The organism is Colwellia sp. PAMC 21821, from assembly GCF_002077175.1.
GTDB lineage: Bacteria > Pseudomonadota > Gammaproteobacteria > Enterobacterales > Alteromonadaceae > Cognaticolwellia.
The window spans coordinates 303,661-326,483 of record NZ_CP014943.1 but is presented as its reverse complement, the minus strand read 5'-3'; the positions used below and the strand labels follow the sequence as shown (position 1 = coordinate 326,483).

The window sequence follows — 22,823 nt, the reverse complement described above, 5'->3', positions numbered from 1 at the left end:
ATTATTTCAACGCATGACCAAGAGACTGAAGATATGCAATTAATGCATCCATTTCTGTTTTACCTTTAACTGCTTTTTTTGCACCTGCAATATCAGTTTCAGAGTAAAGCGGAATAGCATTACCTTGCTCGTCTTTGTGGCTACGATTACGCGTTAAAAAGTTAAATGTAGATAACTTTTTAGCGGTTAATTCGCCGTCAAGCGTATTTTCCGCTAACCACTTAAATGAAGGCATATTCGACTCAGGAACAACTGAACGAGGGTCGAGTAAATGTGCACGATGCCAATCGTCACTATAACGACCACCAACACGGGCTAAATCAGGACCCGTACGTTTAGAACCCCATAAAAATGGATGTTCCCAAACTTGTTCGCCGGCCACAGAGTAATGACCATAGCGTTCAGTTTCCGCACGAAAAGGACGGATCATTTGGCTATGGCAAACATTACAACTTTCACGGATATAAATATCACGACCTTCCATTTCTAGTGGCGTATAAGGGCGTAGATTATCTACTGGCGTATTTGTCGCTTTTTGAAAGAAAAGTGGCGTAATTTCAACTAAACCACCCACGCTTATCGCTAGAATGGTAAAAATAGCAAACAAGCCAACATTTTTTTCAAACTTTTCATGTTTATTTTTCATCGTTGGCTCCTTAAGCTGCTTTAACTGCTTCAAGACTATTGTCTTTAGCATAAATTGTTTTGAACATGTTATAAGCCATTAAAATAAAGCCAGAAACAATCAATACACCACCAACAAAACGGATGAAGTAGAAAGGATACGAGGCTGTTAAACTTTCAACAAAGCTATAAGTTAAGGTACCGTCAGTGTTAACCGCACGCCACATTAACCCTTGCATTACACCAGAAATCCACATGGCGACAATATATAAAACAACACCCGACGTATGTAGCCAGAAATGCACGTTGATTAAACGTACGCTGAACATACGGCCTTGGTTAAATAACACAGGAATTAAGTGGTACATAGCACCAATAGATACCATAGCAACCCAGCCTAGCGCACCAGAATGAACGTGACCAATAGTCCAGTCAGTATAATGCGAAAGGGCATTTACCGACTTGATTGCCATCATAGGGCCTTCAAATGTCGACATACCGTAGAAAGACAACGAAACAATTAAGAAGCGTAGAATAGGGTCATAACGCAGCTTATGCCATGCGCCAGAAAGTGTCATTATACCGTTGATCATCCCGCCCCAAGAAGGCAAGAATAGTACGATTGACATAACCATACCAACTGATTGTGCCCAATCAGGAAGTGCAGTGTAATGTAGATGATGCGGGCCTGCCCAAATGTATAATGAAATCAATGCCCAAAAATGAACAATTGATAAACGGTAAGAGTAAACAGGGCGCTCAGCTTGTTTTGGTACGAAATAGTACATCATACCTAAGAAACCTGCGGTTAATAGAAAGCCTACGGCATTATGTCCATACCACCACTGCATCATGGCATCAATTGCACCAGGATATATGGAGTAAGACTTCATCATTGAAACTGGAATCACCATACTGTTGCCAATATGCAATACCGCAACGGTGAGAATGAAGCCACCAAAGAACCAGTTGGCAACATAAATATGAGATGTTTTACGGTTAATCAAAGTACCAAAAAATACAATGGCGTAACTAATCCAAACAACGGCGATTAAAATATCAATTGGCCATTCTAACTCAGCGTATTCTTTGCTTGATGTGTAACCCATAGGTAAAGTGATTACTGCAAGCACAATAACGGCTTGCCAACCCCAAAAGGTAAAGGCCGCTAATTTGCCACCAAAGAGCGCTACTTTACAGGTGCGCTGCACAACATAATACGAAGTTGCAAATAGTGCACTGGTACCAAAAGCAAAAATTACCGCATTGGTATGAAGCGGGCGAAGACGAGAATAGGTTAACCAAGGTGTTTCAAAGTTTAGTGCTGGCCAAATTAATTGCGCCGCAATAAGAACACCTACAAGAGTACCAACGATCCCCCAAATAACTGTCATTACGGTGAATTGACGCACCACATTGTAGTTATAGGACGGATGATCAAGCGTTGTTGTCATTTTAATTGTTCCGTTACTAGGTTAGGTTTTGCAATTTTGTATAAAAAAGAGACTTTTTCATGAAAAAATGCTGAGAAGCCGTGATAAATGTTACACCCGCAAACGAGTTGTTTCAGAATCTATGTGATTTTACCTTTCGCCCATGCCATAAATCAACCGCAAAGCTTGATTTAAATCAACAAAAAAATATTTGTGGTCATAATTTTGTTAAATGAATTAATTTACACGGGTAAATTAATTGTTGTAACTATAAAAGGTTAGCTTTAAAAACAGCCTGTTCCTATGAGTAAAGTGTGATAAATAGTGAGCTAGAATGTATTTTGCATTCACCCGAAATATTTTGGATAAATTATGAGGTTTATACTTTTTAGCGCTTTAGCTGTCTGGGATTGCTTATTTATAGAACTATTTGAGATTATTGTTGTAAAAAATTATAACAAGGATAATCAAGATAACTTTTTTTATTGCTAAAATCGCATGAAATCACATAAAAAATAATAAATTATCATCTTGGGTTGTGTATCATAACCAACAAATATCTTTCTTTTATCCCCATTCAATGAATATTACCGAAAAACTAACTCAAGGTATGTTGTTCGCACTGTTAGTCGCTGTGCTAACAATAATGCTCGTTGCTTGCAGTCCGCAGGATACAAGCACTAACGTAGTCGGTGATATTACCCCACGTACTGCCCAGTGCATTGCCGAGCAAAGCCAATGTCAATTCGACTTAGCGGGCGGACAAGTTCAAGTGTTATTTGATGTTGAAAAAATAGTGGCAGAGCAATCGTTTAATATGGTGCTGAATTACCAAGGTAGCGAGACACTAAAAAATATTAGCGGTTACCTTGAAGGTGTTGACATGTTCATGGGGAAAATACCGTTATTTATTGAAGCGCAGACAACTGACCGTTTAAGTATTGAAAGCGCAAAGGCGGGTTTAAAGGCATCAGCTAAAGATATAAGCAAGTTACAAGCACAAGCGATTAAATCCGATACCAGACAAAATACCAGCCAAAATATTAACCAAGATGTTAGCCAAGCAATTAGCCAAGTATTTCAAACCGAAGTATTAGTGGGCAGTTGTTCATCAGAGCAAATGACATGGCGTATTTGGTTAACCTTCACCACTGAGACAAACAAAAAATTTACTAAAATGTTTACAGTGGCGAGTTACCGTATTTAAGATTACTCAAGATTACTCAAGCATATTTAAGAAAGCGTGGGGGGTACTCAACTAACCAAACCCGTCAACTAAAGTCTGTAGATTTTCACGAGCGAGTAATACCAAATGTAATAAGTTATTGACCAATTTTAAGCGAGGATAAATTGTTCAAGAATACATGTTTATTGTTCCAGACTAAACATAAGTACCTGCATATATGGACCCACTCCGTTTGCAAGACATTTAATCGTTATGTAAGAGAAAATCATTGCTCTCATATATCCGGCCTGTTTATGAAGGATTTTTACCTTCTGGCCCCGATGGTTGTTTGCGCTCACACTCCTCATCATCCCTCCGGCTTTTTTATTAGCCAATGCAGGTACCAGGTTTTGTGCAAGCCAGTCTGACTATCTTACCATCCGATTAATTTATCTTTTGCAACTGAAGTAAAAGGGTTTTACTGTTATCTCATCACTGAAACCAATCTAACTTGCTTCAGTTTTGAGCTTTATTTATATAGCCGGGCGATAACTTTCCCCCTTCGCCATTATTACCCAAGCCATTCTTGCTATTTTATTCGCCACAGCAACGCATGCTTTGTTGTGTCCTCGTCGGGATTTTAACGCTTGTGCCCACAAACTAAATCGGTCAGTTTTGTTTTCACTGTGCCTTAATACTGCCCGGGCCCCGTGGATGTATAGTGTTCTTAAATAACTATTACCGCGTTTACTTATACCGAGTAAGGTGGCCTTTCCACCCGTTGAATGCTGCCCAGGAACAAGCCCAAGCCATGCCGAAAAATGTCGACCATTTACAAAGTCTTTTCCATCTCCTGCAGCTGCATAAGTAGCGCTAGCTGTGATTGCTCCAATACCTAATATTTCATCTAAGCGAACACATATTTCATTTTCTTTATTCATCGTGTTTAAGCGAACTTCACACGCTTTAAACTTCACTTCTGTGACTTGAAATTCAAGCCATAACTCATTAAATATCTCCCGACTTAAATACGTTAACTCATTTGTCGCATCCTCTAAAATATCCGGCAGTTCATTGCGAATTGCAGAAATACCTTTATTGATGACAATGCCATATTCTCCTAACAAGCCTCGTATCTGACTTGCTAATGCTTTACGTTCTTTCTTTATGCGTTCACGTTGTCGATGGAAGTTTTGAATATCTTGTTGTTCTATCGATTTAATTGGCACAAACCTCATGGTCGGGCGTTGCGCTGCCTCTGCAATACCTTCGGCATCGTTATAATCATTTTTATTGCCTTTAACGAAGGGTTTTACATATTGAGGCGCAATAAGTTTTACTTGGTGCCCCAATTCAATAAATTTTCTAGCCCAGTAGTTCGCACTGCCACAAGCTTCCATTACAATTAGGCAAGGCTCTAATGTTGCCATGAAACTCAACACTTGTTTTCTTCTTAATTGTTTCTTTTTTACAAATCGCCCATTTTTATTCACAGCGAACATGTGAAAAATTGATTTTGCAATGTCTAAACCGATTGTAGTAATCTTCATGTTGATCCACTCCGCTTTTATAAATGATTGTTGTCACTTTCATTTTGGCCCTAAAGAGGCCGGAAATAAAGTTGGAGTGGGTCCATACCATTATCCCTGCAGGCAAGGCGTTTGATTGATTAGGGCATGGATGCCCGTAAGTAGAACAATGCAGGAGCAATTGTCGAGTAATAGCGGGCGTGTGTGATTGAAAAAAACGCAGTTATTGACGATTTAAACCGCCTTAAAATGATCGATTATTTATTTCAATTGGTATAATATATTTAACTACTCGCTCCAACGGCAATTATCACCCCTCAAACCAATCAAACACTTTTCTTTAGCTAAGTAAATAATCCTACCTAATATGAATAACCACTCTCTTAGATAGCTGCTCTCTTAGATAGCTATCTCTTAGTGAATAACCACCAGGCTAGTCGTTCAGTGTTACTTTTAAAATTGACCAACTAAACTGATCTTTATTAACTGGTTGCTAACCAAATAGCGACTAAGATCATCAAGCTTCCTGAAATTTTATTGAGCAATTGCACATTATTACGTTTAGTTAATACCTTGCCGATAGTTTTTCCACCGGTGGCATAAATGGTCATGCAAATAAATTCTGACATTAGTATCACTGCAACTAAAATACTCAATTGTGGGGCCAGAGGTAACGTTTGACTAATAAAAGGCGGTAATAACGAAATCATAAACGCCCAACCTTTAGGATTGGCTATAGCGGTAAAAAAACCTTGTTGGAATAAACTGCGCTTCTTTATTGACTGTAAGTGTTGATTTGAATCAGTAGCAAGCTTGCCTTTAGCCCGCCACATGTTAATACCCACGTATAATAAATATAGTGCGCCAAGTATTTTAAAGCCTTGAAACAGTTGTGGCCATGTAGTCATTATTGTTGCTACGCCGAGCACAGAAGCAACGGCGACGGCAGCAACACCCAATAACTCTCCATACATCATCCAAAATGTTTTTCTCACTCCAATAGTGATACCCAAGCTCATCGCTAAAGTCATGCACATACCTGGTGTTATGCTAACCATAAAAAATGTTGGAATAAAAAGACTTAGCAGCGTGAAATCAATCAAGGTCGTAGGTTCCAAAGTTAATGAATAAATCGAAGATAATAACGTAACTTAGCTTAGGATTAAAAACTAAATATAAAATTTTTATTAAACCTTAGTTTTTTTTCAGAATAAGCGCATAATGAAAGAAGGCTTAAAGTAAAAGTATGCAGAAATACGGCAACATCAAACAGCCAAACTTTTATAAAGTAGAACTATGTACGACGTGGATAAATAGCTTTAATTGAAAGAGCTAGCACTGTTATCTAATAGAGTCGGAGTGTTATTATGCTAACCCAAAAAACTTATCGTTATACTTTTTTTGCGCCACAGCGCTGCGCGAAAAACCGTGCGACAATAGTTAAATATGCATTATTTTTATCAGCCGTTTTTTTAGCAACAGGTTGTTCCTCATTAGGTGTTGAACCTTGGGAACGTGACTTGTTAGCAAAAGACGAAATGGCATTAACGTCTTCCCCAATCGACTCCGCTTTAGACGATCACATATATTTCAGTAAAGAAGCTTCCAGTGGCGGCAAAAGTTTTGGTGGTGGAGGTTGCGGATGCAATTAAAGAAAAAAAAGCCTCCGGTCAACATTAAAGCAGCCTTAACCCTTGCGGCTTCGGCCTTGTTGGGCACAATACCTAAAACGGTTGTCGCGGCTGATAACACAACTAAATCTAAAAAAGCAACAAAAGACGCTAGTTGGGATTTTGAAAGTGCGCTTTTATTTTATAGCGAAAGCGATCGTGTTTCAGCAGCAGAAGCTATTTTAAATGCTAAAAAAACCTTTGATAACGACGAAATATTAAACCTTAAACTTACCGTTGATGTATTAACCGGCGCATCAGCAAATGGCGCAGCGGCTCAACCTAATGTACAAACATTTACCCGACCATCAGGTAAAGGGAGCTATCAAACTCAAGTAAATGACACGCCGTTAGACGACACATTTAAAGACACTCGCGTACAGTTTAACGCCCAATGGACTCAGCCGTTAGCGGACAACTATACTGGTAGCGTGGGTGTTCATATTTCAAAAGAATACGATTACTTATCATTGGGCATTAATGGCAACCTTGCGTATGACTTTAATCAGAAGAACTCAACGTTTTCAGTAGGATTGAGTTACTTTCAAGATACTTTTGAACCAGAAGGTGGAATTCCATTAGCATTTGCATCAATGCCAGTAGCTTTTGGCAGCAGCGATGATGTTAATCATAGTATTAATAAAGCTGACTTTGATGCAACCCGTCGCACAGATAGCGATGATAAGAGTACTGCTGATATTATGTTTGGCTTCACACAAGTTATTAACCGCCGAATGATCATGCAGTTTAATTACTCTTACTCGAAGGTTGACGGCTATTTAAACGACCCCTTTAAGGTGTTAAGTTTGGTCGATAGTGCGGGTATCGCGCAAGACTACGTTTATGAAAACCGCCCAGACTCTCGTCTTAAACAGAGTTTATACGCACAAACAAAATATCATTTTGAGAAAAATATTTTTGACGTGTCCTATCGTTATATGTGGGACGATTGGGAGCTAGACTCCCATACAATTGATTCAAAACTGCGCGTCCCTTTATCTCGTCAAAGCTATATAGAGCCTCATTTCCGCTTTTATAAACAAAGTGCGGCCCAGTTTTACCAACCGTTTTTAGTTGAGTCACATACCCTGCCTGAGTTTGCCAGTGCTGATTACCGTATAGGTGAGATGAGCGCATACACGCTAGGAATAAAATATGGTACGACACTTAGCGGCGGTAATGATTTATCATTTCGGTTGGAATATTATCGACAAGACCCAACTGAAGCTGGCCATAAAGCACCTGGTGCACTGTCTGAAGTTGATCTATATGAAAGCGTTAATGCGATTATTGCTCAAGTAACGTATTCGTTTTAAAAGGCGCATTTACGCAGGGAAGTGTCATTAAAAGCGAGAGAAAGGAAGTTTTGTCAATATGCAGCCTGAGCGTAATGTTGAATTAACAGTAACTAATGACGGTCATTGTATACATTTTGAGGCCATGGCCAGCCCTTGCGAAGTGCTTGTAGCAAATAGCGATAGTAAACTCGCTTTAGCGTTAGGCGAACTAATTGCCAAGGAAGTTTGGCGTATTGAAGATAAATATTCTCGTTATAAACCAACCAGTGTTTGCTCAGCAATTAACCAAAGCCGTGGCAAAGCCATTGCTATCGATCAAGAAACCTACCTATTATTAAACTTTGCTGATACATGTTATCAACTCAGTGAAGGTGTGTTCGATATAACATCGGGTGTGCTGCGACAAGTTTGGCAATTTGATGGCAGTGATAATATTCCCTCCGTTGATGCCGTTAAAAAAATAATAGCTGATATGGGCTGGCATAAAGTTAGTTTCGACGAGCAGCAACTAGTGATGCCAGAAAACATGGAAGTAGATTTTGGTGGTATTGGTAAAGAATACGCGGTTGATAGGGCGATGATTATTGCGAATGAATTTACTGATTTACCGGTACTCGTTAATTTAGGTGGCGACTTAGCGGCAAATAAACCCCGTAAAGCCAATGTGCCTTGGCAAGTAGGCATTGAGCACCCAGGTTTTATAGATCGCAAACCTATGGTGGTCAGTTTATTACAAGGTGCTCTAGCCACCAGTGGTGACGCCAAAAGGTTCTTGCTAAAAGATAATGTACGCTATAGCCATATTTTAAATGCCAAAACCGGTTGGCCTATTTTACAAGCGCCACGCTCAATTACCGTTGTGGCACCGCAGTGTATTCAAGCAGGAATATTAGCGACATTAGCGTTAATGCAAGGCGAACAAGCTGAAAGCTTTTTGACAGAACAAGAAATAAAGTTTTGGGCTATTCGCTAATCAGTTCACTTTTAGCCATTGCATAAATTCGCACTAAAATATGCCATTAGGTGGAGGGTATACGCTTGCTACTCGTTCACGTCCATACGAACGCAGCAAATACTGGCCTTTATAAAAACGCATATTTAACTCATTTTTAAAATCGCCAGGCTAAATAAATAAAGCGCTTATTCGCGATGAAAGCCAATATGCTGATGAAAGCGCACAATCAATTCTTCTTTATCGTTTTTATATTTAAGCTTTTGGGCAATGCTATGTAAAACAGATTCTATTTGATTTAAAAACTTACCGTAACCATGGCTAGTTTTATCTTGCTCACTGGCAACAAAAACAAAATGAGCACTATCAACTAACTCTTCAGCAACCCACTTACAGGTATAGCCACTATTCGTGCTTTTAGGGGCATAACCAATCATCATTAGCTCACCTTTAGCTAGCGTATTTTCATTATCACTGCGGCGAACAATTGGCACTAATCCATTGGCAATAAGCGCACCATTATTTAAATTGTGCTTTTTAGCTGCACTTATAAATGCATCGGCTATGTAATTATAAAGCGGGTTATAGTTTTCACCTTCGCTGTGATCTAGCTTAACGAGCTTTCGCAGGCGACGGTTAATAGGCATATCCACAACGGCATAAGTTAATTCATCTGTACTCTCAGGAATAGAAATTTCATCTGGCGCATAACGATTAGAAATACTGCGTAATTTATGTACTTGGTTACCTTGTACTCCCTTATCTTTGGCAAATAAATCATAAGTTAAGTGCTGATGGTCACAAATACGAACTTCTTCCGCTGCCATGCCACTTTGTTCAGTAAACTGGGTGATTGCTTGTACAACTTTTTGATGAAATATTGCTGAATCATGTCTTATTTCATCGCCATTAGATAAAAAGACTAAGTGAATTTTGCTGGCTTGTTTTGTTGTATCAAAATAAGCCTTTTGACTGAAATGATAACGAGAGTTATATAAAAATAAAATTTGCTGGTCTGTTTGTGCGGTTATTTTTTCAGGGCTAAATCGAATACGGGTAAACTTATCATTAGCAACAAACTGGCCGCTTTCAATGTCTAATTCTTCGTTTATTTTGAAGAATAGCTCAGACAACTTTTTATAAAAAGGCAAAAATGGTTGTTCACTGTTGTGGTCAACTGGGCCTGAAATTCTCTCGATTAAACTGTCGGTAATGGCAAACTTGGCAAGCAAATATTGGTTTTCACGTGCAGAGGAAGGAATGTGCACTTTGTGTTGAACACGTCTTGTACGAGAGATTGGCATATCAATTAACCTATTAATTAAAAATTTCATCATAGTCTCATCATTAAATGTGGTCAAATATGATACATATCAACGGGGTGATCATTCTTTTGCAGAGGGTTACCTTTTATCCATAAGTAAGCATGGTGATATTAATGTTTGTGGTCTTAGCCTATATGGGATTAACGCTGTTAGTAATGCAGACATAAAAAATAACGCTGGCTTTAATGCGCCTTTGCAGATTACCGCTACCTAAATGCACGCAGATTTGTATATAATCTCGTTGTCATTCTTAAATAAAGTATAAAAAAATGAAAAATTCCTTAGCTTTTACGTTATTAACTTCAGCCGTATTGTTGGGTTGTGGAGCAGAAGATACTGCTAAAAAAACTAATAACGCTGCCGATGTTACCGCAAGTTATAACAGTATTAACAAAGAACAACTTACCAAGCATATTAAAACACTTGCTTCAGATGAATTTGAAGGCCGAGCACCATCAACTAAAGGTGAAGAACTTACGCTTGATTATTTAACCAAGCAACTCACCGCTATAGGTTTTAAACCTGGTAATGGCGACAGCTTTTTACAACCGGTGCCTATGGTATCAATTGAAGCGTCATCAGATATGGCCTTAACGATAGGCGGTAAAGATTATAAATATGGCCCCGATATGGTTATGGGCTCTAGCCGCATTAGTGATTTCGAACAACTTAAAGACTCTGAATTAGTTTTTGTTGGTTACGGCGTTAATGCACCAGAATACCAATGGAATGATTACGAAGGGCTCGATGTTGAAGGTAAAACAGTGGTTATTCTTGTGAATGACCCTGGTTTCGCTACCCAAGACCCTGCATTATTTAATGGTAATGCCATGACGTATTACGGTCGCTGGACATATAAATATGAAGAAGCGAGCCGTCAAGGTGCTGAAGGCGCGATAATTATTCATGAAACCGCACCAGCGTCATATGGTTGGTCAGTAGTTGAACACTCATGGACAGGTCCACAATTTGGCTTTGTTCGTGAAGATCTAAATAAAGATCGTGTTGCGGTTGAAGGTTGGGTTAATAGTGATGTTGCCAAAGAGCTTTTTGCTAATGCCGGTTTAAGCTTTGAGCAAGAAAAAGCAAAAGCATCAAAGGGCAGTTATCATGCAGATATGGGTGATTTAACCGCTTCTGTTGCTGTAAAAAATACAGTTAAAAAGTCTACATCGTATAACTTTATTGCTACTTTACCGGGCAGAACAACGCCAGATGAGCACATTATTTATACCGCACACTGGGATCACTTAGGTAAAGATACCAGTAAAGACGGCGATCAAATTTATAATGGCGCTGTAGATAATGCCTCAGGTACGGCAGCACTTATTGAAGTGGCTGAAGCGTTTTCAAAATTGCCTGTAACACCAGAGCGCTCAATTACCATCATGGCAGTAACAGCTGAAGAGCAAGGCTTACTTGGCTCTAAGTTTTATGCGGCAAACCCTGTTATTCCTGCAGCTAAAACCGTGGCTAATATCAATATGGACGCATTAAATGTTAATGGTCGCAGCAAAGATGTTTCAGTTTATGGCTTAGGCCAATCTCAGTTAGACGACTACTTAACCGCAGCGGCTAAAAAACAAGGGCGTGTTATTTCAGGCGATCCTCGTCCAGCGGCGGGTATTTACTATCGCTCAGATCACTTTGCATTCGCTAACATTGGTATTCCAGCACTTTATGCTAAAAGTGGTAAAGCGCCAGTTGATGAAGCAACAAAAGCACTACGAGTAATATTAGACCCAATTCTAGCTAAGTGTTATCACAATGCCTGTGATGAATACAGCGAGCAATGGGACCTTTCAGGTGCTGTTGAAGATATGCAAGCCTTCTTCGAAGTTGGTTATGAATTATCACACCAAAATGTTTGGCCACAATGGAGCGAAACTTCTGAGTTTAAACGCTAATCAAATGATTACCGCTATAGCACAATAACTTCAGTGCTTGTTAAGCACATAGTATATAAAACCAAAGCAGCAATTATTTAATTGCTGCTTTTTTGTGCTCAAAGTTATCGAACGAATGTAAAGAGACACAAACAAAGGCACCAACATTTCAGCGCACCTACCCCCACAGACGCACATTAATTAAAACTGAAATAAAGTAGGGTCAGATACACATTAAAATTGATCTTTGTTAATTCTATTATTAAGCGCTAATTATACTTTAAAAATTCTTGTTCTATACTGAAAACAATTTAAATAATAAGGATATTATTTATGGCTCGCCTGTCCAGAATTCAGCTAATCGATATACCAGAAATAAAGTAGGGTCAGATACACATTAAAATTGATCTTGGTTAATTCTATTATTAAGCGCTAATTATACTTTAAAGATTCTTATTCTATACTGAAAACAATATTAAATAATAAGGATATTATTTATGGCTCGCCTGTCCAGAATTCAGCTAATCGATATACCACAACATATCATTCAACGAGGAAATAATCGCAGTTTGTGCTTCGCAGATGAACAAGATTTTGCTGCTTACGCTCATTGGTTAACTGAGTATTCAGTTAAACATTGCGTTGATATTCATGCGTGGGTTTTTATGACTAATCATGTGCACTTACTTTGCACACCGCGCATACCCAATGCAATTAGTTTATTGATGCAAAGCTTAGGTCGAAGATATGTGCAGTATTTCAATCATAAATATCAAAGATCTGGCACATTATGGGAAGGGAGGTTTAAATCTTGTATAATTGAAGATGTTTCATATTTATTACAAGTATATAAATATATTGAATTAAATCCGGTTAGGGCGAGCATGGTAGATGAACCATCGCAATATTTTTGGTCCAGTTATCAAATTAATGCCTTAGGAAAACAATCTGCATTATGTACACCTCATCCCGCATACAAAGATCTAGGCGCTAATTCACTAGATCGCCAAGTGACATATCAGTCTTTATTTAGATATCAAATTGCCCCCTCACTAATTGAAGATATCAGAGCGTCATTAAATAAAGGCTTGGCACTGGGAAGTGAATGTTTTAAGTCTGAAATAGAGAAATCAACTGGACGAAGAGTTAGAGAAGCTAAAATCGGCAGACCTTTAGGCTCATGTAAAAATCAAGAAATTTAAAAAAGTGGGTAATAATAAAAAAGTAGGGTCAGATACACATTAATTGATTTTGGTGGCTTTGGTAATTGTAAAAGAGGGGATGTTGATCTCAGAGATTGACCATGTTGCTACTTTTCGAAAATATCAGCTAACTAAATTTAATGTGTATCTGACCCTACTTTATTTTAGGCGAAAAAAAACTGCTAAGTAAGCAGGTTTCTTTATAGCGGGATCTCAACCTGGACTTGAACCAGGGACAAACGCGGACTTTATAACAGCACAGTCCGTTGTTCTACTAACTGAGCTATTTAATGTGTATCTGACCCTACTTTATTCTAGGCGAAAAAAAACCTGCTAAATAAGCAGGTTTCTTTAATGTGGCTCCTCAACCTGGACTTGAACCAGGGACAAACGGATTAACAGTCCGTTGCTCTACCAACTGAGCTATTGAGGAATAAAACTTTTACTTCCTTTATTAGGGAAGGGAGCAGTGCTCTTAAAGTGGCTCCTCAACCTGGACTTGAACCAGGGACAAACGGATTAACAGTCCGTTGCTCTACCAACTGAGCTATTGAGGAATTGTTCTTTTTAACATAACCGCTAACAATATAATTGGTAGCCATTATTTACTAAATTTGGCTCCTCAACCTGGACTTGAACCAGGGACAAACGGATTAACAGTCCGTTGCTCTACCAACTGAGCTATTGAGGAATTGTTTTGAAAGCCGCTATTGGCTAACGGGGCGAGATATTAAAGGCCGCATGTCAGACTGTCAATACAAAATTTAGAAAAATATCAATTTATTGGTTGTTTGCTTAAATAGCAGGCATTGTTGGCAGCATTTATTCATTTTTTGATGAATAAATGCTCAAGGTGAAATGTTGTTATCAAAAAACATAGTTATCAACATTATCTGTGGATAACTATGTGAGTTAAAGTGTAAGCTTTCGTGAACCAAACGGTAGAATGCGGCTTACAGCTTAACGAGTCTTTATTGTACTATCTGTTATTTATGTTTTTTAACAATAGGTTACTTTAGTTATGTTGGGTTTTTACTCATACTCGTGCGTTTTTTGTTCAAGAGTGATATTTAACTCATTTTGTGCACATTTACACAAATAAGTAAGCTAAGTGCATTTGCTCTTGTTATATTATTTTTTCTTCAACTTGCGATATTATTATCTGAAATAAAATATATACGTAGCGAGTCCTAGCTCGATCTTTTACAATGGTAGATGTATTCGAATTATAACTTTTTCTGAAAAATTAATGATCAAAACTAAAAAAAATCATCAAATTAATCTTCTTAAAGATCCCGTAGCGCCAACGTTAAAAACAATGACCATTCCGATGATTTACGGCATGATTTTATTGATGACTTTTAACTTAGTGGATACATTCTTTGTCGGTTTATTAGGAACACAGCCATTAGCTGCGATTAGTTTTACTTTCCCCATAACGTTTACCGTCATTAGTTTAACTATAGGTTTAGGCATAGGAACGTCAGCCGTTATTGCCAAAGCACTCGGCAAAGGCGACAAAGCGTCAGCCAAAAACTTAGCCACCAGTTCATTATATTTAGCGGCAATCATAGTCGGTATTCTTGCCGTTATTGGTTACCTGCTTATCGACGAAACCTTTTTACTTTTGGGCGCTAGCGAAGCGCTACTGCCTTTAATTCATGAATACATGGACCTTTGGTTTTTAGGTTGTATTTTATTAATTGGCCCGATGATAGGTAACGCTGTTTTACGTGCTGACGGCGACACAAAAACCCCCAGCCTAATTATGGGCAGCGCAGGCTTAATAAACGCCATTTTAGATCCTATTTTTATCTTCGGTTTTGGCCCTGTACCCGCGATGGGTATTCAAGGCGCCGCAATAGCGACATTAGTGTCTTGGGTCTTTGGTTTAGGCTATGTTTTATATATTTTAGCGGCTAAACGTGGCTTAATTCATACTCACTTAATGTCGATTAAAGACTTTATTTGCTCGTCACGCGATATTTTACATATTGGTTTACCCGCTGCTGGCGCTAATATGTTGACCCCCGTTGCTTCTGCTGTATTAACAGCTATTGTTGCTGAATACGGCGTGTCAGCTGTTGCTGCATTTGGGGTAGGTTCAAGAATAGAATCAATCGCTTGCTTGGTCGTGTTAGCTTTATCAATGACTTTACCGCCATTTATCAGCCAAAATTTTGGAGCGGGTAACATGAAGCGTGTTGAAGAGGGTTACAAAACCTCAATAAAATTCGTTATAGCATGGCAGGTGTTAATTTATGTTGTGCTAGTGTTAGCCGCGCCGTTTATCGCCGATATATTTTCTAAAGAGCAAGCGGTAGCCGATATTATTAAACTCTTTATTTGGATTTTACCTTTAGGATATGGTTTACAAGGTGTAATAATTCTCACTAATTCATCATTTAACGCATTGCATAAGCCGATGGTTGCCTTGGTATTAAGTGTTATTAGACTGTTTATTTGTTATGTGCCTTTATCTTATCTTGGCAGCGTATGGTTTGGTTTAGAAGGCTTTTTTGTTGGCGCATTACTTGGCAATGTAGTGATGGCGGCAATTTCATATAACTTGTTTAGTAAACAATGTGAAAAAGATCGTGTCACAGTTGAGGTTATTGCTTAATGAAAGCGTTAAAAATACATTCAGATTATATTCCTAGTGGCGATCAACCCACCGCAATCGCAAAATTGCTTGATGGTATTGAATCAGGCTTAGCGCATCAAACCTTGTTAGGGGTAACTGGCTCAGGTAAAACGTATACCATCGCCAATGTAATTGAAAAGCTTAACCGTCCGACCATGATGTTAGCGCCTAATAAAACCCTGGCTGCGCAACTATACGGTGAAATGAAAGATTTTTTTCCTGATAATGCCGTCGAGTATTTTGTTTCTTATTACGATTACTATCAACCAGAAGCCTATGTTCCAACCACAGACACTTTTATCGAGAAAGATGCCTCTATAAATGAGCACATTGAACAAATGCGCTTATCGGCTACCAAGTCACTGTTAGAGCGAAAAGATGTCATTATAATCGCTTCTGTGTCGGCTATTTACGGTTTGGGTGATCCCGACTCGTATTTAAAAATGATGTTGCACATAAGTGTTGGCGATATTATTAATCAGCGCGATATTTTAAGACGCCTAGCCGAGTTGCAATACACCCGAAATGACGTGGCATTTCAACGTGCTACTTATCGCGTGCGCGGTGATGTAATAGATGTTTTTCCAGCAGAATCAGACCGCATGGCCCTGCGCATTGAGTTATTTGATGAAGAAATTGAGCGCATTAGCGTATTTGACCCTCTAACGGGGGCCGTTGAACGCACAGTCGCTCGCGTAACCGTTTATCCTAAAACCCATTACGCGACTCCTCGTGAAAAAATATTGGCTGCCGTTGATAAAATCAAAATTGAATTAAAAGACAGAGCCGCGCAGCTAAAAGAAAACAATAAACTTATTGAAGAACAACGCATTGTACAACGTACACAATTCGATATTGAAATGATGACAGAGCTTGGCTATTGCTCAGGTATAGAAAACTATTCTCGCTACTTATCAGGCCGTGGGCCAGGCGAAGCACCACCGACATTGTTCGATTACCTGCCAAGCGATGGCTTGTTAATTATTGATGAATCTCACGTCACCGTGCCGCAAATTGGCGCTATGTACAAAGGTGACCGTTCACGTAAAGAAAACCTGGTTGAATATGGCTTTAGATTACCTTCAGCACTTGATAACCGCCCAATGAAGTTTGAAGAGTTTGAAGCTTTATCGCCGCAAACCATTTATGTATCAGCAACACCAAGCAATTATGAACTTGAAAAATCGGCTGGTGAAATTGCTGAGCAAGTTGTTCGCCCAACCGGCTTGCTTGATCCACAAATAGAAGTGCGTCCTGTTGAAACGCAAGTTGATGATCTACTATCTGAAATTCGTAAACGCGTAAAAATTGATGAAAGGGTATTAGCCACCACATTAACTAAACGCATGGCAGAAGATTTAACCGATTATTTAGACGAACATCAAATAAAAGCGCGTTACCTACATTCCGATGTAGACACGGTTGAACGCGTAGAAATTATTCGAGATTTTCGTTTAGGAAAGTTTGACGTGCTAGTCGGTATTAACTTACTGCGCGAAGGCTTAGACATGCCAGAAGTGTCACTTGTGGCAATTCTTGATGCCGATAAAGAGGGCTTCTTGCGCTCTGAACGCTCACTTATTCAAACCATTGGCCGAGCAGCACGTAACATAAACGGAAGAGCAATTCTTTACGCTGGACGCATTACCGGTTCAATGCGAAAAGCGATTGACGAAACTGACCGACGCCGTGCAAAACAGCATCAATACAATCTAGATAACAATATTACCCCACGTGGCGTAAGACGTAATATTTCAGATGTTATGGACCTTGACGGCGGTAAAACTCGCGCGGCAGCAGCATTAAAAGCCGCAGAGCCAGCGTCAGAATATGAAACATTAACCACCAAACAAATTGACGTAAAAGTACAAGAGCTAGAAACGCAAATGTTTAATCATGCGCAAAACCTAGAGTTCGAATTAGCTGCATCAGTAAGAGATAAAATTAAGCAATTACGCGATTTACAGTTGGAAACCTAAAGCGAGTATAGAGTGATTTATAGATGAAAAACCCAAATAAATCACCAACGCCTATATAAATTAACGTAGCCCCTGTAGGTTAATGTAACCACCTGTAGGTTGGACTTCAGTCCATCAAGTTAAATGAAATTTAACCCGCATTAAAATGTGACTCTAACCAATTAATACCAACAGAAAAAATACCGGAAATGATTGTGTAACTACCTGATTATTAGCCTTTTTAGCGATTGACGGACTAAAGTCCGACCTACAAAAAAACATTCTCCAGCGCTCAATAATCGCCCAAGGCCCATGTAGGTTGATCTATGCCCCTGTAGGTTGGACTTCAGTCCATCAAGTTAAATGAAATTTAACCCGCATTAAAATGTAACCCTAACCAAATAATTACAATCAGAAAATAGAGGGGGATATTTTTATCAAACCATTCAAACCATTCAAACCATTCAAACCATTCAAACCAATCAATCCACTAAAGTATCGCGGCAATATCACTATCAATATCGGCTGGCTTAGTTGTTGGACTATAGCGTTTAATCACTTTGCCTTGGTTGTTTACCAAGAACTTAGTGAAATTCCACTTAATACCTTTACTCCCTAAAATGCCAGGCGCTTCGCTTTTTAAATGCTCAAATAATGGATGGGTGTTTTCGCCGTTAACCTCTATTTTACTAAACAGCTCGAAAGAAATATTAAAGTTAAGATCACAAAACTGTTTAATTTCAGTGTTATCGCCTTTTTCTTGTTTACCAAATTGATTACAAGGAAACGCTAATACTTCTAAACCTTTATCTTTGTACTTTTTGTATAAATCTTCTAAACCTGCATATTGCGGTGTAAAGCCACAAGCACTAGCAGTGTTCACTATTAACAGCGTTTTACCTTCATATTTAGTAAAATTTACGGCTTCATTTTTGTAATTGTTAGCACCAAAGGTGTAAATAGCTTGAGTCATTTTATTTAACTGGTCGGATCAATGTTAAAAATAGAATAGAGTAAATAGTTATATTTAACAAGATTCAGCAAAGCATTATATTTCAGAGCAAAAAATTAAAACTAGTTAGTGTTTAAAATAAATTTAACTTTGTTAATGATATTGAATAGGTTTAGAAAAAAGCAGTATTTTATAAGTTAATTCAGCAGTTAAATCATTAAGCTAAATTAAGGGTAAATTGAAGAGTTATCTTTAAGGGATTATGTTTAAGAAGTGATGTTTAAGAAGTGATGTTTAAGAAGCGATGCTTAAAAAGTGATGTTTTAAAGTGATATTTTAAAGTGATATTTAAAGGAAAGGTTCAGCAGTAAATTTTTATCACTAAATTTCAGCCCAAATGCTCTGTGTTATTCCCTTTTCAACCAAGCTGACAAACTCTGACTGGGAACTAGCTTAATAGCTTCGGTATAAAAAAACTCCCACAATAGCTTCTTTCAAAATAAGGCTAACTTTATTAACATAGAGCGCATAAAATCAAGGCGACTCCCTGAGCTTATAAATACTTTTTCGCATGCAGAGTTAGAAATAAATTTTCAGAATTTAAATCGTATAAATAAAATTTAACCAAGGTGTAATACTTCCATGAATAATATTGAAACCAGCAATTTAGATAGCTTTATCGAAAGCATTAAACACGCACAATACCCGATAGAGTTTTCCCAAGTCATGCAAGTTATTGCCGATAATTATCAGTACCAACCCACAACGTTTACCAATGGCGAACTTGTTAATGACAGCGGCACTAACGAAGGCTCGTGTAAAATATTTTACTTTGCGCAATTAAATAACTTAAGCCCAGAGCAAACCCTCGCGTGTTTCGGACGTTATTATCGAGAAGATGTTTTAGCTAACCCTGCGGGCAGTGATCACCAAAATATTCGCAATTTCATGCAAACTGGCTGGCAAGGTATTGCATTTAAATCAGTTGCTTTATCACCAATAAATTAAGTAAAAATAGCGCATGCTAGACTTTACTGACTTCAACTAAATTTCAGATATTACAAAAGGATCCGTTCGATGAAAGTAGCATTTATTGGTTTAGGTGTAATGGGATATCCCATGGCAGGGCATTTACAAAAAGCCGGACACGAAGTTTGTGTTTTTAATCGTACTCAAGCAAAAGCCGATAAATGGCAGGCTGAATTTTCAGGTACTACGGCTAAAACACCGGCACTTGCCGCTAAAAACTGTGAAATTGTGTTTTGTTGCGTAGGTAACGATGACGATCTTCGTCAAGTAGCATTAGGTGAAAACGGCATATTAGCAGGCATGCCCAAGGGCAGTATCTTAGTTGACCATACCACCGCATCGGCCGAAGTCGCTGTGGAAATTGCGGGTATTGCCGCAAACCAAGAACAATACTTTCTAGACGCCCCTGTTTCTGGCGGCCAAGCAGGAGCAGAAAATGGTGTGCTAACCGTAATGGTTGGTGGTGACGAAACTATTTTTAATAAAGCTGAACCTGTTATGGCAGCATTCGCTAGATTTAGTCAATTAATGGGGCCAGTTGGCTCAGGGCAATTAGCTAAAATGGTAAACCAAATTTGTTTCGTTAATACCGTACAAGGCTTAGCTGAAGGCTTAAACTTCGCGCAAAAAGCGGGCTTAGATGTTGATAAATTACTAGCGACTATCGGCAAAGGCGCTGCAGGCTCTTGGCAAATGGATAACCGCGGTAAAACAATGTGTGCACGAGAGTTTGACTTCGGATTCGCGGTTGACTGGGTAAGAAAAGATCTAGCCATTGCGTTTGAAGAGGCTGAAAAACTAGGTGCAGATTTAACTGTGACTAAACAGCTTGATGGCTACTATAAAGAAATTCAAGAAAATGGTGGCAACCGTTGGGATACTTCAAGCTTAATTAGTCGCTTTAAAAAGTAAAACGTTATCGAAGAAATATTTTGTAGCTGAATAGCTTTATTCTATATACAAGAAAGTAGCCGACTTACTTAAGCTAAGCTAAGTTAAGTTAAGTTAAGTAAGTCGGCATAAATAGGCAGTATTGTGTTAACTTTGCACGTATTCGTATAACGCTTTAAGCACGGCCATTTTTGGTTGGTTTTGCTCATGCTGATGCGCTAAGTCTTCAATTTTTATCATAAACTCATCAACACTTAACAAACCTTTTTTACCGTGCTGTAGTCTATTTTGACAATGGGCTTGCCATTTTTGTTGCTCGCCATCGTCCAAGGTATAAGGAAAATTACGCGCACGATAACTAAACAACAAAATATTTAAACGCTCATCTTGAAACTGAAACGGATGCGTACCTAATTGCTCTGGCGCTAATTGATGCAAAATATCCATTTGCGCTTTATCGCTATGCGAGAAAAACTTGCCACCATAAAGTGCAAACTCAGCTTCAACCGGTTCATCACCAAAATCACTTTCGGCAAAAACATCGGTTAACTTATCTCTAAGCTCAGTATATTGTTTAAGTCTTTTTAGATTCTCAAGACAAAGCTCACGAGGAATAGCCAAACGCTCGGCATTTTCAGGCAACAAGGTTTTTGCAGGCGCGACAATAGGGCACTTATTTAAATGAATTAACTTAATGGGAATTGGTAATTCACCTTCGTCTAACTCATCATAACGGGTATATAAACGCGCTTTAATCTCTTCACTTGAAAGCTCAAATAACGGCGTAGGATCACGCGCTAAATCGACAGCAATAACCGCATTTTTATTAATCGGATGATAACAAACCGGCGCAAACCAACTCGTGCAACCATGCACTGAAGATACCTTGCTAGAGGTATGCACAACAGGCGTCATGTTATAAACGTCAATTAGCTCAGCCACTTGCTTTTTATTCTTCAAATTAAAAATAAACTCATATAACTTAGGCTGTTTTTCTTTAATCAGTTTTGCCATCGCAATAGTGGCATAAACATCACTCATGGCGTCATGCGCGGCTTCATGGCTAATGCCATTCGCTTCTGTCAGCAACTCTAAACGAAAGCTAACCACTTGCTCGCCATCGCGTTCAACCGTTGGCCATTCAATACCTTCAGGGCGCAATGCATAGCAAGCGCGCACCATATCAATAATATCCCAACGACTATTACCATTTTGCCATTCGCGCGCATAAGGGTCGTAAAAGTTACGATAGAGCAGGTAGCGAGTTACCTCATCATCAAAACGAATACTGTTATACCCAGCAACACAAGTATTAGGTTGGGTAAACAACCCATGAATACGGTCAGCAAACTCAGCTTCAGTTAACCCTTCACGCAAAGCTTTTTGCGGCGTAATACCGGTAACTAAACAAGCCTCAGGTTGCGGCAGATAGTCTTGTGGCGGCTGACAATAAAACATCTCAGGCTCACCAATAATATTTAAATCAAGATCGGTACGAATACCGGCAAACTGCGAAGGCTTGTCGAATTTTGGTGATATTCCCCAGGTCTCATAATCGTGCCAGAGGATAGTAGCTTGGTCTTGAGTGTTTTGGGCTGAAGAGTTCTGATTCATTTTATCCATGTAAAACAACTTGTTGAGTTTTATTAGTTATGTAATCTTACTTTTTGGTATTTTATTATCGCTTTAGATATAAAGTTATTCGTAAGTACTTAACACTAGGTCGATTTATGGGTATGACTTTAGCACAGGCATTAGATAATATCCCAGTAATACGTTGGTGGGTATAAAATTAGCGCAATATGCCAATCGTTAAAATGTCTATTTTTGTTAAAGGCTTACAAAGCATAATTGTTATACTGAACTCTTCAGATTTTGGAGGTTGTTTTGTATTATTTATTGGTTATTATTTTATTTTCTTGCATTGGATTAGCTAATGCAACTGTAACTGCTTTTGATAAAAACCAAAATGAGCAGGCAATTTCGCTATATAATAAACTGAATTATCATGAGCAAGAATATCATGATGAATTTGGTTGGCTTCGTGATGCTGATCACCCTGCAATAAATGACGATAGGATTAAAGAATTCATTCAAGTTAAAAATGCTAAATCCGCGAACTACTTTAATGAAAATAGCGAACTATTAAGTACTATTTTTGAAGAAATAAAAAGTAGAAATGTTAAGTTTGAAAAACCAGCCACTGAAGATAAACATTATATTTACAAATAAATTGAGACTCTCTCGTCATCAAGTAAATTTTGA

At 38.6% G+C, this 22,823-nt stretch carries 18 protein-coding genes and 3 tRNA genes; 11 read left to right on the top strand and 10 right to left on the bottom strand.

The features are described 5' to 3' along the window. Position 1: 1 nt before the first annotated feature. Both ccoO and ccoN read right to left on the bottom strand, forming a co-directional pair. Complete coding sequence (ccoO, locus tag A3Q33_RS01275; RefSeq protein ID WP_081149697.1) at positions 2-646, bottom strand: cytochrome-c oxidase, cbb3-type subunit II; 645 nt, start codon at positions 644-646, stop codon at positions 2-4. A 10-nt stretch (positions 647-656) separates the two neighbouring features. Beyond that, the gene (gene ccoN, locus A3Q33_RS01270; protein WP_081178159.1) at positions 657-2,078 is read right to left on the bottom strand and encodes a cytochrome-c oxidase, cbb3-type subunit I; all 1,422 of its coding nucleotides are present in this window, start codon (positions 2,076-2,078) and stop codon (positions 657-659) included. A 559-nt stretch (positions 2,079-2,637) separates the two neighbouring features. Here ccoN and A3Q33_RS01265 point away from each other — a divergent pair. Continuing rightward, positions 2,638-3,264 (top strand): hypothetical protein, encoded by a 627-nt coding sequence (locus A3Q33_RS01265; protein ID WP_081178158.1) that lies wholly within the window; start codon positions 2,638-2,640, stop codon positions 3,262-3,264. 491 nt (positions 3,265-3,755) lie between these two features. Here A3Q33_RS01265 and A3Q33_RS01255 read toward each other — a convergent pair whose 3' ends face one another. Both A3Q33_RS01255 and A3Q33_RS01250 read right to left on the bottom strand, forming a co-directional pair. Beyond that, a complete protein-coding gene (locus A3Q33_RS01255) occupies positions 3,756-4,772 on the bottom strand; it encodes an IS110 family RNA-guided transposase (protein WP_081178157.1) in 1,017 nt (338 codons plus the stop codon). A gap of 461 nt (positions 4,773-5,233) precedes the next feature. After that, positions 5,234-5,854, bottom strand: coding sequence for a LysE family translocator (locus tag A3Q33_RS01250; protein WP_081178156.1), 621 nt, complete (start codon positions 5,852-5,854; stop codon positions 5,234-5,236). 264 nt (positions 5,855-6,118) lie between these two features. On the opposite strand from A3Q33_RS01250, the gene A3Q33_RS01245 reads away from it, so the two are divergent. The 3 genes from A3Q33_RS01245 to A3Q33_RS01235 are packed head-to-tail and all read left to right on the top strand — an operon-like array spanning position 6,119 to position 8,692. After that, complete coding sequence (locus tag A3Q33_RS01245; RefSeq protein WP_502687207.1) at positions 6,119-6,403, top strand: DUF4266 domain-containing protein; 285 nt, start codon at positions 6,119-6,121, stop codon at positions 6,401-6,403. Beyond that, the gene (locus A3Q33_RS01240; RefSeq protein WP_081178155.1) at positions 6,394-7,737 is read left to right on the top strand and encodes a DUF3570 domain-containing protein; all 1,344 of its coding nucleotides are present in this window, start codon (positions 6,394-6,396) and stop codon (positions 7,735-7,737) included. The genes A3Q33_RS01245 and A3Q33_RS01240 overlap by 10 nt, the downstream gene beginning before the upstream one ends. A 58-nt stretch (positions 7,738-7,795) precedes the next feature. After that, complete coding sequence (locus tag A3Q33_RS01235; RefSeq protein WP_081178154.1) at positions 7,796-8,692, top strand: FAD:protein FMN transferase; 897 nt, start codon at positions 7,796-7,798, stop codon at positions 8,690-8,692. Between the two features lie 167 nt (positions 8,693-8,859). Here A3Q33_RS01235 and A3Q33_RS01230 read toward each other — a convergent pair whose 3' ends face one another. Next, on the bottom strand, positions 8,860-10,008 hold the full coding sequence (locus A3Q33_RS01230; protein WP_231295756.1) for a DUF3083 family protein: 1,149 nt from the start codon (positions 10,006-10,008) through the stop codon (positions 8,860-8,862). A gap of 257 nt (positions 10,009-10,265) precedes the next feature. Here A3Q33_RS01230 and A3Q33_RS01225 point away from each other — a divergent pair, with 257 nt between their 5' ends. Continuing rightward, complete coding sequence (locus tag A3Q33_RS01225; RefSeq protein ID WP_081178147.1) at positions 10,266-11,903, top strand: M28 family metallopeptidase; 1,638 nt, start codon at positions 10,266-10,268, stop codon at positions 11,901-11,903. 476 nt (positions 11,904-12,379) lie between these two features. Beyond that, entirely contained in the window at positions 12,380-13,084 is a 705-nt protein-coding gene (locus tag A3Q33_RS01220) for a transposase (RefSeq protein ID WP_081178145.1), read from the top strand. Positions 13,085-13,441: 357 nt separating this feature from the next. On the opposite strand, the gene A3Q33_RS01215 is transcribed toward A3Q33_RS01220, so the two are convergent. The 3 genes from A3Q33_RS01215 to A3Q33_RS01205 all read right to left on the bottom strand — a co-directional run bounded on the left by A3Q33_RS01215 (position 13,442) and on the right by A3Q33_RS01205 (position 13,775). Beyond that, positions 13,442-13,517 (bottom strand) — tRNA-Asn (locus A3Q33_RS01215). A 48-nt stretch (positions 13,518-13,565) separates the two neighbouring features. Continuing rightward, positions 13,566-13,641: transfer RNA gene (locus A3Q33_RS01210), tRNA-Asn, on the bottom strand. Between the two features lie 58 nt (positions 13,642-13,699). Further along, positions 13,700-13,775 (bottom strand) — tRNA-Asn (locus tag A3Q33_RS01205). 558 nt (positions 13,776-14,333) lie between these two features. Between A3Q33_RS01205 and A3Q33_RS01200 the strand changes: the two genes are divergently transcribed. Next, positions 14,334-15,707, top strand: a complete 1,374-nt coding sequence (locus A3Q33_RS01200) for an MATE family efflux transporter (RefSeq protein WP_081178143.1) — start codon at positions 14,334-14,336, stop codon at positions 15,705-15,707. Beyond that, positions 15,707-17,707 carry an excinuclease ABC subunit UvrB gene (gene uvrB / locus A3Q33_RS01195; protein WP_081178142.1) on the top strand — a complete coding sequence of 667 codons (2,001 nt, stop codon included), beginning with the start codon at positions 15,707-15,709 and terminating at the stop codon, positions 17,705-17,707. The genes A3Q33_RS01200 and uvrB overlap by 1 nt, the downstream gene beginning before the upstream one ends. 469 nt (positions 17,708-18,176) lie before the next feature. Here uvrB and A3Q33_RS01190 read toward each other — a convergent pair whose 3' ends face one another. Beyond that, positions 18,177-18,659 carry a glutathione peroxidase gene (locus A3Q33_RS01190; RefSeq protein ID WP_081178141.1) on the bottom strand — a complete coding sequence of 161 codons (483 nt, stop codon included), beginning with the start codon at positions 18,657-18,659 and terminating at the stop codon, positions 18,177-18,179. Positions 18,660-19,280: 621 nt separating this feature from the next. Between A3Q33_RS01190 and A3Q33_RS01185 the strand changes: the two genes are divergently transcribed. Continuing rightward, positions 19,281-19,646 (top strand): HopJ type III effector protein, encoded by a 366-nt coding sequence (locus A3Q33_RS01185; RefSeq protein ID WP_081178140.1) that lies wholly within the window; start codon positions 19,281-19,283, stop codon positions 19,644-19,646. Between the two features lie 69 nt (positions 19,647-19,715). Further along, entirely contained in the window at positions 19,716-20,579 is an 864-nt protein-coding gene (locus A3Q33_RS01180) for an NAD(P)-dependent oxidoreductase (RefSeq protein ID WP_081178139.1), read from the top strand. Between the two features lie 126 nt (positions 20,580-20,705). On the opposite strand, the gene sbcB is transcribed toward A3Q33_RS01180, so the two are convergent. Continuing rightward, a complete protein-coding gene (gene sbcB, locus A3Q33_RS01175; protein ID WP_081178138.1) occupies positions 20,706-22,181 on the bottom strand; it encodes an exodeoxyribonuclease I in 1,476 nt (491 codons plus the stop codon). Between the two features lie 264 nt (positions 22,182-22,445). Between sbcB and A3Q33_RS01170 the strand changes: the two genes are divergently transcribed. Continuing rightward, positions 22,446-22,790, top strand: coding sequence for a hypothetical protein (locus A3Q33_RS01170; RefSeq protein WP_081178137.1), 345 nt, complete (start codon positions 22,446-22,448; stop codon positions 22,788-22,790). Positions 22,791-22,823: the final 33 nt, after the last annotated feature.